Origin of the sequence: uncultured Thermosynechococcus sp. (assembly GCF_938074695.1) — a bacterium.
Lineage (GTDB): Bacteria > Cyanobacteriota > Cyanobacteriia > Thermosynechococcales > Thermosynechococcaceae > Thermosynechococcus.
In genome coordinates, this window is sequence record NZ_CALJEM010000083.1 from 21,649 (window position 1) to 36,178 (window position 14,530).

At 52.6% G+C, this 14,530-nt stretch carries 12 protein-coding genes, 1 tRNA gene and 1 pseudogene; 6 read left to right on the forward strand and 8 right to left on the reverse strand.

Going from position 1 to position 14,530, the window contains the following annotated elements:
• Positions 1–33: 33 nt before the first annotated feature.
• The 5 genes from larB to Q0683_RS10930 form a co-directional block, all read right to left on the reverse strand.
• Positions 34–795: a nickel pincer cofactor biosynthesis protein LarB gene (larB, locus tag Q0683_RS10910; protein ID WP_298615341.1), complete on the reverse strand. Its 762-nt coding sequence runs from the start codon at positions 793–795 to the stop codon at positions 34–36.
• Positions 796–2,262, reverse strand: coding sequence for a site-2 protease family protein (locus Q0683_RS10915; protein ID WP_298615338.1), 1,467 nt, complete (start codon positions 2,260–2,262; stop codon positions 796–798).
• Positions 2,263–2,287: 25 nt separating this feature from the next.
• Entirely contained in the window at positions 2,288–4,216 is a 1,929-nt protein-coding gene (htpG, locus tag Q0683_RS10920) for a molecular chaperone HtpG (RefSeq protein ID WP_298977720.1), read from the reverse strand.
• 37 nt (positions 4,217–4,253) lie between these two features.
• Positions 4,254–5,453 carry a radical SAM family heme chaperone HemW gene (gene hemW, locus Q0683_RS10925; RefSeq protein WP_298977723.1) on the reverse strand — a complete coding sequence of 400 codons (1,200 nt, stop codon included), beginning with the start codon at positions 5,451–5,453 and terminating at the stop codon, positions 4,254–4,256.
• Between the two features lie 64 nt (positions 5,454–5,517).
• Positions 5,518–8,385: a UPF0182 family protein gene (locus Q0683_RS10930; protein WP_298977726.1), complete on the reverse strand. Its 2,868-nt coding sequence runs from the start codon at positions 8,383–8,385 to the stop codon at positions 5,518–5,520.
• A 75-nt stretch (positions 8,386–8,460) separates the two neighbouring features.
• On the opposite strand from Q0683_RS10930, the gene Q0683_RS10935 reads away from it, so the two are divergent.
• Entirely contained in the window at positions 8,461–9,000 is a 540-nt protein-coding gene (locus Q0683_RS10935) for a peroxiredoxin (RefSeq protein ID WP_298617439.1), read from the forward strand.
• 7 nt (positions 9,001–9,007) lie between these two features.
• On the opposite strand, the gene Q0683_RS10940 is transcribed toward Q0683_RS10935, so the two are convergent.
• Complete coding sequence (locus Q0683_RS10940; RefSeq protein WP_298615327.1) at positions 9,008–9,853, reverse strand: lipopolysaccharide assembly protein LapB; 846 nt, start codon at positions 9,851–9,853, stop codon at positions 9,008–9,010.
• A 129-nt stretch (positions 9,854–9,982) separates the two neighbouring features.
• Between Q0683_RS10940 and Q0683_RS10945 the strand changes: the two genes are divergently transcribed.
• From Q0683_RS10945 to Q0683_RS10955, 3 genes are all read left to right on the forward strand, one after another.
• Positions 9,983–10,210, forward strand: coding sequence for a hypothetical protein (locus Q0683_RS10945; protein ID WP_298977729.1), 228 nt, complete (start codon positions 9,983–9,985; stop codon positions 10,208–10,210).
• A gap of 13 nt (positions 10,211–10,223) precedes the next feature.
• On the forward strand, positions 10,224–11,249 hold the full coding sequence (locus tag Q0683_RS10950; RefSeq protein WP_298977733.1) for an ABC transporter permease: 1,026 nt from the start codon (positions 10,224–10,226) through the stop codon (positions 11,247–11,249).
• A gap of 68 nt (positions 11,250–11,317) precedes the next feature.
• Positions 11,318–11,755 carry a peroxiredoxin gene (locus tag Q0683_RS10955; protein WP_298977736.1) on the forward strand — a complete coding sequence of 146 codons (438 nt, stop codon included), beginning with the start codon at positions 11,318–11,320 and terminating at the stop codon, positions 11,753–11,755.
• 78 nt (positions 11,756–11,833) lie between these two features.
• Here Q0683_RS10955 and Q0683_RS10960 read toward each other — a convergent pair.
• Both Q0683_RS10960 and Q0683_RS10965 read right to left on the reverse strand, forming a co-directional pair.
• Positions 11,834–11,920: transfer RNA gene (locus Q0683_RS10960), tRNA-Ser, on the reverse strand.
• Between the two features lie 78 nt (positions 11,921–11,998).
• Positions 11,999–12,916: a TIGR04168 family protein gene (locus Q0683_RS10965; protein ID WP_298977739.1), complete on the reverse strand. Its 918-nt coding sequence runs from the start codon at positions 12,914–12,916 to the stop codon at positions 11,999–12,001.
• A gap of 208 nt (positions 12,917–13,124) precedes the next feature.
• On the opposite strand from Q0683_RS10965, the gene nadA reads away from it, so the two are divergent.
• Both nadA and Q0683_RS10975 read left to right on the forward strand, forming a co-directional pair.
• Positions 13,125–14,093, forward strand: coding sequence for a quinolinate synthase NadA (gene nadA, locus Q0683_RS10970; protein WP_298977742.1), 969 nt, complete (start codon positions 13,125–13,127; stop codon positions 14,091–14,093).
• Positions 14,094–14,322: 229 nt separating this feature from the next.
• Positions 14,323–14,530 (forward strand): annotated as a pseudogene (locus Q0683_RS10975) (hypothetical protein); the annotation flags it as partial.

Sequence of the window (14,530 nt, forward strand, 5' to 3'; positions counted from 1 at the left end):
GATGATCAATCACACGTTAAGAACAAATAATCATTATAACCGTTGGCTGAGGGATCGCAAGATCTTGGCCGCCAGCATTGCCGCCCCAAAGCCATTGTCAATATTGACAACACCAATGCCGGGGGCACAGGAGTTGAGCATGGTCAGCAGCGCTGCCAAGCCCCCAAAGTTGGCGCCATAGCCCACACTGGTGGGGACAGCAATAACAGGGACGGACACCAGCCCCGCCACCACACTGGGCAGTGCCCCCTCCATGCCGGCCACCACAATGAGCACAGCCATCTCCTCAAGGCGATCGCGCACACTCAGCAGGCGATGAATGCCCGCTACGCCCACATCCCAAAACCGTTCCACTGGGAACCCGCAGAGTTGCAAGGTAATGGCTGCCTCTTCGGCCACGGGCAAATCCGCGGTACCCGCACAGACCAAGCCCACTTGCAGTGGGGATTGGGGCGGCAAAATGGGCGCCGTACTACAAATTTGGGCTTTCTCGAAATAGTGCAGCCCGCCAAGGCGGGATCGCACTGCCTCAAAGACCTCCGGGGAAATGCGCGTGGCCAGCACACAGGGATAGTGGGGACGCATTCGCTCCAAGATTTCGGCAATCTGCTGCGGTGTCTTACCGGGTCCCCAAATCACCTCTGGAAAGCCCGTGCGCTGCTGTCGCTGGTGGTCAATCCGCGCAAAATCGCCAATGGGTTCGTAGGTGAGGTGTTGCAGTTGGCGATAGGCGGCTTCTACGCTCAGTTGCCCGTGGGCGATCGCCGTCAAAATCTGCCGTAGTGAATCGGGCATTTAGCCTCCGATGCCTAACCGTCCTGCCAGCCCCGGTGCCATGGGGATTAGGGTGGCCGCCATTAAGAATAACAGCAACAGACCAAGACCGGCGCGGGTATCCTCCGGTTCTGTGATCTCATCGAGACTGGGCTGATCCACCTCCCGCTGCAACAGGAGAATCACCAGCGCCCAATACAGGGCCAAGGGGTTGACGATCGCCACTAGGCCCAAGATCACAAGGGTAATAATCGTCAGTCGCCTCGCAGTTTTGGTGCCGTAAATGGCTTGAATAATACGTCCGCCATCCAGTTGCCCCGCCGGCATTAAGTTCAGGGCGGTCATGATCAGGCCTAACCAACCCAGAATGACCAAGGGATGCACCGTCACCACTTCGCTTTGCAACTGCTGACCCAAAAAGAGCTTGGCGATCGTCCCCACCAAAATTGAGCCTTGAAAAAAGAGAGTCGGCACCTCCCAGCCCTGACTTGTGGGCGAGAGGACAAGGCCAAGGCTCAACAGCAGCAGGGAAACTCCACCGGCGGCGATCGCCCCCGCTGCGCCAATGTCAAAGAGCTGGCTGCGATTGGCAAGGAAAGATTCAATACGGGTCATGGCACCAAATGTCCCCAACTGCCACGCCGGCAAAAAGATGGGCGGACCCAAGCGAGCTTGATAGCGTTTGGCCATAAACCAGTGGCCCAGTTCCCGCACGGCCGCAATGCCCAAAAGGCCGAGGGCAAAGGGCAGCGATCGCTGGAAAAGGCCGGGGGTGGGATTCCCCAGTAGGCTAAACCCCTGCAGAATAGCACTGGTCTCCAAACAGGTGCCGAGGGTAGCCACCGCCAAGAAAACCGCTGCCAGCTTCTGGAGAGTGCCGGAGCGAGCGGGTTCGGTGGTTATCGGCAAGATCACCACCATTGGCTTGCCCTCCCTATTGGGCACCATAAAGAGGCGATAGCGGTGGGGCAAGGCCGCTTGGAGGCGCTCTGTGAGCTGTTGATGGACAGTCTTAGCCTCACCGCGCAAATTCCCCGGACAGATCACCCCCCCCTTATAGGGGATGTAGTCGGTGGCAAAATAGGTATCCACACTAAAGATACTCTGAATGGCTTGCAGATCCTCAGCGGGAAGGGTTGGCTTTTCGGCAGCTTCGGCTGGGGTCGGCTGTGCGGCGGTAGCCTGCTCGAGTTCAGCACGGCCAGAGGAAGCAGGGGGCAGGGGCAGCTCGGCGGTGGCCGCCAGCGATCGCAACCAGCGTCCAAGGGCAATATAGGCCACAATGGAGAACACAAGGCCAAAGAGCACCGCCGCAAAGTTAATCCCAATCCCAAAGCTGAGACTGCCAAAGACCACCAGCCAAGGGAGCATCAAAACAAGGGTTTGCAGCCAAGCCACAATCCCCAGCTTGCCGTAGGGCAGGTTGCGGTACAGCCCCCACCCCAGTAGGGCGATCGCTCCCGCCAATAGACCTGCTGTAATAATCATGGGTTACCTCCCGCCTCTGCAAACGTTAGCGTGTGGCCAGAGTGGTCAATTGGGTCAGGACTTGACTGGCACGCTCCGTAAATTGCTGCATACCATTCGCATCAAAGCCCCGCTGCGACATTAAGGCCAAATCGTAGATATACTGACACAGCTTCTCCACCAGTGCGCCGGTTTCTGAGGTGCCGCTGGTTTGGAGGATGGTGCCTTGATTGAGCTTGAGCAAATTTTCCACCAAGGGATGGGCGGTATTCACCACCAAGGTGTGCTCCTCCGGCAACTGGGCATTGGGTTGCTGCTGCATCATTGCCATCATTTCCCGCAGCCGCCGACTGGTTTCCGGCAACAGGATCATTGCCGGCGGTGCATCCGCCTTCAGCGCTTCCGTGCGGATGGTTAATTTGGGCTTTTTCAGCACCGATTCAAAGAGTGCTTTAATTTGCTCACTGCGGGTTTTGTTCGTTGTCGGGTCAACGAGTTCCCTTTCTTTGGTTTTATCAATGAGGGTTTCATCCAATTCGGCATCCACCCGCAGGAACTTGACATCGCTATAGTTCTGCTCTAGCCACGGGATAAAGTGGGTATCAATGAAGCTGTCCATAAAGAGCACTTCAATCCCTTGGCTTTTGAGCAGTTGCACGTAGGTGGCCTGATTCACTTCGTCGGTGCAGTAATAGACGCGGTTGCCTTGGCGCGCCTTGTTGCGCTCGCGGTACTCCTTGAGCGTGGTATAGGTTTTGCCATCTACACAAATTCCGCCCTCTTTAGCCCATAAATCGTCGCTCTCTTTGGGGGTTAGCTCCGCAGTCGTGCGATAGATGAGAATATCCTCCACTTGTTTTTTGAATTTCTCATCGTTCATTGAGCCAAACTTGACAAAGGTGCCTAGGTCTTGCCAAGAGCGCACGTAGGCAGTAGGGTCTTCACGGTACAGTTCTTTGAGGCGATCGCCCACCTTCTTGGCAATGTAGTCGGCAATTTTGCGCACGGTGCGATCGTTTTGTAGGAAACTGCGAGAAACATTGAGGGGAATATCGGTACTGTCAATCACGCCCCGCAGCGGCAGCAAAAAGCGCGGGATGACCTCTTCACAGTTATCGCTGACAAAGACTTGATTGCAGTAGAGCTTAATTTGCCCCTTGGTGACATCAATATCGGGACGCAGCTTTGGAAAATAAAGAATCCCGTTCACCACAAAGGGATAGTCGGTATTGAGGTGAACCCAGAGCAGGGGGTCTTCTTGGAAGGGATAGAGGTAGCGATAAAACTCCAGATATTCCTCTTTAGTGAGACTGTTGGGGGCACTCTTCCAAGGGGCAATTTGTTTGTTAATCTGCTCCCCTTCAAGCTTGATGGGCACAGGCAAAAAGTCACAATACTTGCGCACCAGTTCGCGGATGCGGGCCGGCTCTAGGTACTCTAATTCACTCTCTTGGAGTGTTAGGGTCACGGTAGTGCCAACGCTGGTGCGCTCACCGTCAGAGAGAGTAAATTCCGTGGAGCCATCGCAGGTCCAGTGCACGGGAACGGCACCTTCGCGGTAGGAGAGGGTATCAATTTCCACCCGTTCTGCCACCATAAAGGCGGAGTAAAATCCCAAGCCAAAATGTCCAATAATGGCGTTTTCCCCTTCGCCTTTGTATTTTTGAACGAATTCCTCGGCGCTGGAGAAGGCCACTTGGGTAATGTACTTTTTCACCTCTTCGGCGGTCATGCCAATGCCATTGTCGGCGATCGCCAGCTTCTTGTTTTCTTTGTCAATCGTGATCGTCACTTCGGGGTGATCTACATCGCCGCTGTATTCCCCAGAGCGTGCCACCATGCGCAGTTTTTGAATGGCATCCACCGCATTGGAGACCAGTTCCCGCAGGAAAATCTCATGATCGGAGTAGAGCCACTTTTTAATGATTGGAAAGATATTCTCAGTGTGGATTGAAATGGTTCCCTGTTCCAACATGATGTTTCCCGTGAGTGCATTCTTGGTCAGACAACTTCTAGTGTATCGGTAGGGGTTCCCCTTTCTGTTGGCGGAAAACCGATCCCTCCAATGCTTCCCAAAGGGTAACAATGACGTGATTGGCTACAAGAAAGCCTGCCGGCTGCGTCAAGTGCAGGCGATCGCCCGTTACACAAAGCGTCTTGGGAGACACTTTTGCTGCTGCCATGGGCAGAGCTTCAACCCACGAGAGAGGAAATTCATCCGCCAAAGCCCTCAAACAGAGGCCGTCTCTGAGGCGCAGACCCAGCATAATCGTTTCCAACCAGCGATCCCACAGGGAATCCGGACTCACTTGCTGAAGGCTCCCTGGTAAGGTTTGCAGCCATTGATAGTATTCACGGCGGGTACGCGGACGGCTGAGGCGGCGATGCTCCAGATAACTGGTGGCTCCCATGCCAAAGCCATAGTAGGGTTGATTGCGCCAATAGACTTGATTGTGACGACAGGCAAACCCCGGTCGGGCATAGTTGGAAATTTCATAGTGGTCATAGCCCGCTGCGGTTAAGATTTCGTGGCCAAGACGATAGGCGGCGGCGGCCTGCTCTTGGGTAGGCAAGGGGGCAACTTCCGGTTGATAGCGTTTGCTGAAGACGGTTTTTGGCTCAATGATCAAGTCATAGATTGAGAGATGGGTTGGCTTGAGGGCGATCGCTCGTTCTAGGGAGAATTGCCAACGCCCTAGGGATTGTTGCGGCAGACCTGAAATAAGATCGATGCTCCAGTTTTCTACCCCCGCCATATACATCATCTCAACGGCATGCTCAACATCAGCGACAGTGTGACTCCGACCACAGAGCCGCAATAGCTCATCATCAAAGGCTTGGACGCCCAAGCTAATGCGATTTACCCCTGCGCTGAGGTAGCCCTGCAATTGTTCTAGGCCAAACGTCCCCGGATCCATTTCCATGGAAATTTCCGCCCCTGGCGCAATCCCTATCTGGCGATCCAGAGCTTCCAGCAGTTGGGCAATATACTGAGGTGGGACTAAAGACGGCGTTCCACCCCCAAAAAAGATAGTTTGCAGCGGTTGTGGATCAGGAGGAGTCTGGGCAATTTCTTGGCACAGCGCAGCCACATACTCTTGAATCAACGATGCTGCCAACGTCGGAGAATTCCCCATCACTGTAATTGGAAAGTCACAGTAGAAGCAGCGGCGCCGACAGAAGGGCAGATGGATGTATGCGGCTGTCGTCATAGTTTTTTAACTGGTTTGTATCGTTTAGTTGCGTAGCTAGGAAGGATTCAAAGCCTTTCCACGACTAGGGAAAGAGTTGTTTCAGAGCCTCTTCGAGGGTAGGTGCCATCACAATCCGCTGATTGTCCATGACAATGACCCGTGCTAAGGTGGGCAGTCGGTTTTGATCGGCTTCTAGGTAAATGGGTTCGACATAAAGGAGCGATCGCTCGATGGGAATAATCAGAAGATTGCCCTGCACCGATCTTGACCCTTGGCGATTCCAGAGGGAAATTTGCTGTGAAATGACTGGGTCTTGATTGATGCGCGCCTCCATCTGTTCAGGGCCAAAGACCAGTTCTTGCTTGGGAAACAGGTACAGCAGAAGCTTGCCGTAGTTTTCGCCATCGGAGCGAGCCGCCAGCCAGCCAATGAGGTTCGGGCGATTCACAGGCGTAAAGGGGACAAGAAGAATAAACTCCTCGGTGTCGCCAATAGGCAGCTTGGTAATCAGATAGTAGGGGGCTACAGCTTGGGGTTTTTCGCGGTAGATCTCCTTGGGAATTTGCCAGAGGTCTTCGCGGTTGTAAAAGATCACAGGATCCGTCATGTGGTACTTTAGGAGCTGCTCGGACTGCACTTGCAGCAGGTCAATGGGATAGCGAATGTGGCGATAGAGGCGCGGGGGCATGGCACTCAAGGGGCGAAAGAGGGTCGGGAAGATGCGCTGCCACGTGCGAATAATCACATCCTCAGGTTCCACTACATAAAAGGTGACATCGCCGTTATAGGCGTCCACCACCACTTTGACGGAGTTGCGAATGTAGTTAAACGAGTGCTGCCCCGGATCGCTATAGGGATAGTAGCGACTGACGGTATAGGCATCAATAATCCAGTAGAGATAGCTGACCCCCGCCGTGCTTGGGCTGGTTGCAATCTCTCGTTCAGAGCGGGGATCGGCAACAACTAGATAGGGTTCACTGTCAAAGCGCAGAAAAGGGGCGATCGCCCGCACCCGATCCTGAATCAAGCGCCGAAAGAGTACCCTTGAGTCGGGGCGCAAATTGGGGGTTAGCAGCAATTGCCAATCCCGAAAATAGACGCCATAGACTAGGCGGCGCCACCAACTGGCAATGGGCACGCCCCCATGTCCATCGTAGTGGTTATAGACATTTTCAGCGCCGCGGGGAAAATCCAGTTCAGGAACCTTAGACGGGGCAAAGATGTAGGTATTGGTGAGTTCACCGTAGTAAATCCGTGGATAGAAAAACGGGATACTCTCGCGGATCTGAGGCGGATTAACCAGTAGCTCACCTGTGTCGCCAATATCGCGCACAAAGTACTTGGGCAAACCATTGACTTCTGCCGTATTCACAGGACTCATGGTGAAGCCATAGCCGTGGGTAAATACGAGGTGCTCGTTAATCCAAGTGCGGGCAAACTGCTGAACCGCACTGTAATCTACTTCGCGCGCGGCAATGAGGACTTGGCGAATTTCCGATTGCTCTTGCTCAGGCGATAGTTTTAGAGAGTAGCGATCCAAAAATGCGGCGGGAAACCGATAGTAAGAGCGCAGTTGTTGAAGTTGACGGTTGGTTTCAAGGAGGGGGCGGGTATCCCAAAGGCGAATGTTGCGGGTGGTGGCGGCATGAGCAGCAATGATCTCGGCGTTGAGGTTATTTTCTGGTTGGAAGGGTTCGACCTGCATTTTTTCAAGATCAAAGCCTTCACGGGTGTGGGTAATCGTGCGTTGAATGTAGGGCAGTTCCCGTTGCAGTTGGTTGGGTTGAACAATCACTGCTTCAATGGCTGTGGGCAGGAGTCGGTCGGCAATTAGGATGACCACTAGATAGCCCAATGTAAACCCAAAGAAGCCGGGGGCAATGGGGCCTAACCGCCGCTCTCCTTCTCCGCCCCGGCGAATTGCTGACCAAGCCATTAAACAGGTGACGCCAAGTGCCGAGGCCGCAAGCCAACCATAGAGGGGTAAGCGCACGGTGACATCGGTATAGCCCGCCCCAAACGCAGCTCCACTGGTTGAATAAAGAAGCTTGTAGCGCTCTAGCCAAAAACTAAAAGCCACTGTCACAAAAACAAACGCACTCAAGCCCTGTAAATGCCGCCGTTGCGATCGCCCGAAGCCGAGGAATTTGCCGTGACTAAGACTGTCATTGGCAAGGAGATAGCCCAAGGCTGTTCCCGCTAAGCCAACAACACTGAGGTTTACCAACCACAGTCGCAGTAGTTCCCACAGGGGAATTTGAAAGAGGTAAAAGCTAATCGAGTGGTGAAATAGCGGTTCGGTATGGGAATCCCTGGCGGCAAACAGTCCCTTGAGCACAACCGGCCAACTGAGGCTGGCGATCGCCCCCATGGCGAGGCTTAGGAGGATGCCTATCCCCTGAAAGAGACGCACGGGCAACCAAAGCCCCAGAACCAGCGCCCCCAGACTAGGCACCAACAACCAAGGATTCTGTACCACTTGCAAAGAGATCTCTGCCACTCGCCAAACACTTAATTGCGGAAGTAGAGGGCTATTAAACGTAATTTCTGAGCGCTGTTGCCAAAGTTGCAGGGCGATTGCCCCGATGTGATAAGTGGCAACAATCAGCAGCCAAGTTAAACCGCTCGCACACCCCAAAAGCCGCCATAGCCCCAGTCCCCGATAGGTACTCCGTGCTGTGAGGGTGGGATCGAGGGTCACCGGGCGTTGCCGCAGTAGCCGGTGTTGCTGCCAGCCGTAGAAGAGCGCCGATAACCCCGCAACCGCAAGAAATAGCAAGGCTTGGACACTCCAGCGCTGCCAGACCACCTGCAAGTAGCCCAGTTGATCAAACCAGAGGCTTTCGGCAATTAGTCGGCACAGCCCCACTCCTAGGGCGATCGCCAGAACTAGGGTACAAAGCCAGCGCGACCAGCGGGGCATGGCCTGGACAACGGGAAGGGACAGCATGAACCTCGAAAAATTCTTGAAACTACGCTACAGTGCAGCTAGATGCTTTCCTAAGGCCAGTTTAACGATTTCGCCATGTTCTTGCGCTCACTACTTGTTGCCCTTTTGAGTTTGATTCTGTTCCTCAGCCCATCAGCGTCTAGTTTGGCTCTAGGAGGTGAACTGCCGCCCCTCAATGCCCCGGCACCCGACTTTTCCCTGCCCAGCAGTGTGGATGGTCAGCCGATTTCCCTCAAGGATTATCGCGGCAAGTGGGTGGTGTTGTACTTTTACCCCAAGGACTTTACCTCGGGCTGCACCCTCGAAGCTCGGCGCTTCCAACGGGACATTGAGGAATTTCATGCCCACAACGCAGAAGTCATCGGTGTCAGTGCCGACTCGGTGGATTCCCATCAAGATTTTTGTGACAGTGAAGGCTTAACGTTTCCCCTCCTCTCTGACCCCGATGGCCAAGTCAGCAAGGCCTATGGCTCGTGGTTGGGATTTGTCTCGCTGCGCCACAGCTTCATCATTGATCCCGAAGGCATCCTGCGGGAGCGCTATGTAAAAGTAAATCCGGCAACCCACAGTCAGGAGGTGTTGGCTCGCCTTAAGGAACTGCAACAGCAAGTTTAGGTTTTATCTATTTCTGGGGTGAGGGTTCGGACGTTTTTGCAGATTCCTCTTGCACCTGCTGCGCCGCCTGCTGAATGGCATCCTTATACTTGGCGGGGGCTAATTCCACAGCTTTGGCATAGAGCGAAGCTGCCTCAGTCTTTTTCCCCTGTTCCGTCAGCGCCATCGCTTGGGCAAGAACCGGACGAAAATCGTTGGGGTTCTCTTTGCCGAGGTTCTGGAACAGGGTTAGCGCCTCAGCGTAGCGTTTTTGAGCCATATAGACATCGCCGAGGAGGAGTTGTACCGCCGTGACATCCACGCTCCCCGGCTGTACTTTATTGGCGGCCTCTGCTCCCTTGAGGGTCTCTTCAATCAAACCAATAGCCGCTTGGGGACGATTTTCCTTCAGGTACAGATCTACCAGCCCCCGCAGGGCATTGAGATTCCCCGGCGATTTGGCAAGAACCCCCTGAAAGGTCTGAGCAGCCCCCTCGCGATCGCCCGTTTGTTGTTGCGCTTGCCCTAGGAGAATCGCATAGTCTGGCTGTTCAGGTCGCTGTTCCGCCAACCGTCGCAGTGGGTCAATGACGCTGGCAATTTCCCCTTTGCCCAGTCGAATGAGTTGCAGCCGCGTCAGCACCAAGCCTTCCAGTGCCGTGGCATTGTTGGGTTCACGCTCTAGCACCAGTTGATAACCCTTTTCTTGGGCTTGGAGTTCTGCGATTTTGTCTCCCGCCAGGGGACTGGCCACAGGGCTAGGGGTGGCTTGAGGGGCTGTAAAGGCACTGGTGAGCAGGGGCATCACAGAAATGGCGATGAAGGGAATCATCCCCAACGCCAACACTAAAAGGGTGATCCATTTCTTGCGCATTCTGCCTCCTACCCAATGTTTCCCGTGCCAGTACGATTCTAACCTAGGGGATCAGGGGAATCGTTGCCAATTTTTGGGTAGGGGATTCTTCCCTTTGTTAAAATTTGAGCAATTCCTCGGAGAGCTGCTATGAGCGAATTAACGCCAGAAACCATTAATTGCGCAGAGGCCTGTGTCAACGGCTGTGTCCTGGGCGATCGCTGTCCCAATCGCGAGTACATTGCTGCCGCCACTAAGTTCATGAATGACACCCCCCTCGATAAAATTCTACAAATTGCCGCGGATAGCTATCCCAAACGGCTTCTAGCCTCGATTGAGCGCGATCGCCAGCGAGCAGCAAACTCACCCCAAGAATAACCGGGCGTGCCTAATGTCTCGTCTGCGGGCATTGCAGGGGTACCTACTGCTGCGGCTTTTACTAGCGCCGCTGATGCTGTGGACAATCGTCACCGTCGTCTTTTTGCTCCTGCGAGCTACTCCCGGCGATGCCGTGGATGCGATTTTAGGCCCCCGTGCTCCGGTAGCTGTCAAGGAAGCTCTACGAGCGCAATTGGGCTTAGCTCAACCCCTGTGGCAGCAATACTTGAACTATTTGGGACAACTCCTGCGATTTGATTTAGGCACTTCCCTCACCAGTCAAGGGGAAGCAGTGACCAAGATTATTGCCCAGCATTTTCCCGCAACGGCAGAGTTAGGCCTCGCCAGTCTGGCGATCGCCTTTGGCTTGGGTGTGCTCATCGGGAGCTTGGCTGCGGTTAAATCTGGCACGGTTTGGGATTTGGGGGGGCGTCTTTTTGGCATCATCACCTATGCGTTGCCTCTTTTTTGGCTGGGGATGCTCCTGCAACTCCTCTTTGCCGTAAATTTGCATTGGCTGCCCCTAGGTACCCGCTACCCCATGACGGAAACGCCGCCGCCCAGCGTTACCGGCCTGTACCTAGTTGATGCACTTCTCAACGGCAATCTCCACCAATGGGGAACCGCTTTTAGCCACTTGCTTCTACCAGCCCTCACCCTAGGAATTGTTCTCAGTGGTATCTTTGAGCGCATTGTGCGGGTAAATCTCAAGGAAACCCTCGCTGCCGATTATGTGGAAGCTGCCCGTGCCCGTGGGATTCCTGAGCATCGGATTCTCATTCACCATGCCCTCAAGAACGCTTTAATTCCAGTGATTACAGTTTTGGGTCTGACCCTTGCCAGCCTTTTGGGGGGCGCTGTGCTGACGGAAGTCACCTTTTCTTGGCCAGGGCTAGGTCAGCGACTCTACGAAGCCATTGCGCTGCGGGACTATCCAACCGTCCAGGGGATTGTCGTTTTCTTTGCCGTGATTGTGGTTGCCGCGAGTATTCTCATTGATTTCCTCAATGCTTGGATTGACCCTCGCATCCACTACTAAGGGGCAGCTAGGGAATAGAATAGGGAACGAAGCTTGTAATAAAACTTAACATTAGGAGGATATGCGTCATGGCTTTAGCCGTCGGCACGCCTGCACCTGCTTTTACCGCCAAAGACACCCATGGTAATACGGTTTCCCTGAGTGACTTCAAGGGCAAAACGGTAGTGCTCTATTTCTACCCCAAGGATGACACCCCCGGCTGCACTAAAGAAGCCTGTAGCTTCCGCGACCACTACACTGCCTATCAGGAGAAGGGTATTGTCGTTCTGGGCGTGAGCGCCGACGATGAAACCTCACACCAAAAATTCACCGAGAAATTCAATCTCCCCTTCCCCTTGCTCGCAGACGTAGATCGTTCCATTATCAAAGCCTACGATGTGGATGGCGGCGGCTACGCCAAGCGCGTCACCTATGTGATTGACGGCAACGGCATCATTTCCCATGTCTATACCAGCGTGAAAACCGATACCCACGCCACCGACATCTTGGCGGATCTCGGCTTATAGGTCTTGTAGGTCAGGCTAAAAAATCCTGATTTAGTTGAGGCGGCAGGAGACGTTCCGGCTGCCTTTTTCTCAATTGAGCGGAGAGAGAGGGATTCGAACCCTCGGTGGCATCACTGCCACACTCGATTTCAAGTCGAGCGCATTCGACCACTCTGCCACCTCTCCAGGTTTGAAATTTTTAAATCAGGCCAAGGGCCCAATCCTACTTTCCAGGCTAGTCGATCATTATAACACCTCCGCCACCTAAACCACAGATTCAATTTTTTGATGGTAAAGAATCTCTTGGGACGCTACAGACAAATCCTCCCCCACCCAAACTAAAGCTGCCTCCGTCACCGCCCCATCGACCAGAGACACTAGGGAAAAATTCCGCAACTTCTGTCCCTCGACCTCCACAATACGAGGGGCGCTGGCCGCGTTCAAATAAACAGTGCCACCCAATCCCACATCTAGGGACTTTCTTAACCGGCTCTTCGTATGTCGCAACTTATGGTGCATGTGACCAAAAGCAACTAAAGGGATGCTCTTGCCTAAACTGCGGGTTTGTGCTATGGCATTGGCAAAATCCGGGTCCCCATAATCTCCCCCCAACGGGTTCCAGTCCTTACCGCAGGGATCCTCGGGCTCCTTTCCTAATCCAGTGGGGCCGTTATGACCTAGAAAAATGATGGTATTAGAGGCCGCACCCCGGGCAGCCTCTACTATTCGGTCCGTAGATTCCCTAAAGCTATTGACACCAAAGCGATCGCGATAAAATTCCTCTAATTTCCAATCCGGCCCGCCCCAACTAAAAGGACGGCTGCCAACTACGCTCAAACCTAATTCTGGGAAGTCTCGCTTGCCATAACCGACATGAAATTCCCCGAGAATATCTATCTGTTGTTGCACTCTGTCTTCTTGGGTTGGATCGTAGGGGCGCTTTTTTTTCCCCCAACTGGTGGCTGTGTACCAGGCGTCGTGATTGCCGAAAACCGCAGCTTTCGGGATATCGACGGCGGCGATCGCTCTTACTAATTCCACCGCTTCGTTACCAAAGTCTCCCACGAACAACACTAGCTCCACTCCCAAATTGTTCAGAGCTATCTCGTCTTCTGCGAACCAGCCATCGTGAATGTCCCCGACTACAGCAATTTTTATCCGTTTTTCTTGAGGATCGGTCATTGTTTCTTCCTAACTTTCCTTTTCCTTCCTTAAGGATAAAACACGACCGAGTTATGGATGTGACTTACGCCTCGGGAGCTACTTCTGTCTCCAGCATCGAAAATTGCCGCCAAATCTAAAATCTAATCGCAAACGAATTGATAAATCGGACAGTTTTGGTAAAATCAACTATAATTCAGAAAAGATTGTTTGATCTAACACCATAATTATGTTTGCAACAACACTGAAACGGGACGCCGCCCAAACAAGCCAATTACCCCTAGATTTATTTGGAGCGATCGCTGGCCTCAAAAAGGAACTCAACGCCGTAGTCTTGGCCCACTATTACCAAGAAGGAGACATCCAGGATACCGCAGACTTTATCGGCGACTCCCTCCAGCTTTCCCGGCAAGCAGCCGATACCAGCGCCGATGTCATCGTCTTTGCCGGAGTCCACTTCATGGCAGAGACTGCTAAAATCCTCAATCCCGATAAATTGGTATTATTGCCAGACTTGGATGCCGGATGCTCTCTGGCAGATAGCTGTCCGCCGGCTGAGTTTGCCGCTTTCAAGGCCGCCCATCCAGACCATCTCGTAATTTCTTATATCAATTGCTCTGCTGCAATTAAGGCAATGAGCGATATTATTTGTACCAGTTCTAATGCCGTAAAAATCGTTAACCAAATTCCAGCAGACCAACCGATTATCTTCGGTCCAGACCGCAATTTAGGGCGGTACGTTATTAAGGAAACTGGTAGAGAGATGTTGCTCTGGCAAGGTGCTTGTATGGTTCACGAGATTTTTTCTGAAAAGAAAATTATCGGCTTAAAAATAGAGCATCCAGAAGCAGAATTAATCGCTCATCCAGAATGCGAAGAAGCGGTCTTGCGTCACGCTCAATTTATCGGCTCCACCAGCGCTTTATTAAAGTATTCTCAGCAAAGTTCGACTAATACTTTTATCGTGGCAACGGAACCGGGTATTATTCACCAAATGCAGCGCTCTTCTCCGGGCAAACAGTTTATTCCCGCGCCTCCAACTAATAGTTGTGCTTGTAATGAATGCCCGCACATGAGGTTAAATACTTTGGAAAAATTGTATTTGGCGATGAAGAATAAGGCTCCAGAAATTACTATGGCTGAAGATGTTAGGCTTGCGGCTTTGCGACCGATAGAACGGATGTTAGAAATGAGCTAGCAATTAATAATTAATAATTAATAATTAATTATTAATTGGTAGTCGAGCGCAAATAGTTTTTAAGTTTCATAAAGCTCGTTCGTAGTAATCGCTTTAGCGATTCATATAGATAAATCGCTAAAGCGATTACTACGAAGCGATTACTACGAAGGGCAACTACATATTTAGCACTACCATAATTGGGTTGATTGTTAATTATTAATTATTAATTATTAATTATTAATTGTTTATGAACCATTTAATTATTTTTACTCGCTATCCAGAACCGGGAAAAACGAAAACCCGATTAATTCCTGCTTTGGGGGCTGAAGCTGCTGCCGAGCTTCAGCGTAAATTCACCGAAGAAACTGTCGCTAAAGCTAGGGAGTTATCGTCGGTTTTTCCGGTATCTATTGAAGTTCGGTTTGCCGGGGGGAATTTGTCGCTGATGGAGAGTT

Coding starts and splice junctions, on each gene's coding strand:
- larB (WP_298615341.1), bottom strand. CDS start 795: ATGCCCGATTCACTACGGCAGATTTTGACGGCGATCGCCCACGGGCAA.
- Q0683_RS10915 (WP_298615338.1), bottom strand. CDS start 2,262: ATGATTATTACAGCAGGTCTATTGGCGGGAGCGATCGCCCTACTGGGG.
- htpG (WP_298977720.1), bottom strand. CDS start 4,216: ATGTTGGAACAGGGAACCATTTCAATCCACACTGAGAATATCTTTCCA.
- hemW (WP_298977723.1), bottom strand. CDS start 5,453: ATGACGACAGCCGCATACATCCATCTGCCCTTCTGTCGGCGCCGCTGC.
- Q0683_RS10930 (WP_298977726.1), bottom strand. CDS start 8,385: ATGCTGTCCCTTCCCGTTGTCCAGGCCATGCCCCGCTGGTCGCGCTGG.
- Q0683_RS10935 (WP_298617439.1), top strand. CDS start 8,461: ATGTTCTTGCGCTCACTACTTGTTGCCCTTTTGAGTTTGATTCTGTTC.
- Q0683_RS10940 (WP_298615327.1), bottom strand. CDS start 9,853: ATGCGCAAGAAATGGATCACCCTTTTAGTGTTGGCGTTGGGGATGATT.
- Q0683_RS10945 (WP_298977729.1), top strand. CDS start 9,983: ATGAGCGAATTAACGCCAGAAACCATTAATTGCGCAGAGGCCTGTGTC.
- Q0683_RS10950 (WP_298977733.1), top strand. CDS start 10,224: ATGTCTCGTCTGCGGGCATTGCAGGGGTACCTACTGCTGCGGCTTTTA.
- Q0683_RS10955 (WP_298977736.1), top strand. CDS start 11,318: ATGGCTTTAGCCGTCGGCACGCCTGCACCTGCTTTTACCGCCAAAGAC.
- Q0683_RS10965 (WP_298977739.1), bottom strand. CDS start 12,916: ATGACCGATCCTCAAGAAAAACGGATAAAAATTGCTGTAGTCGGGGAC.
- nadA (WP_298977742.1), top strand. CDS start 13,125: ATGTTTGCAACAACACTGAAACGGGACGCCGCCCAAACAAGCCAATTA.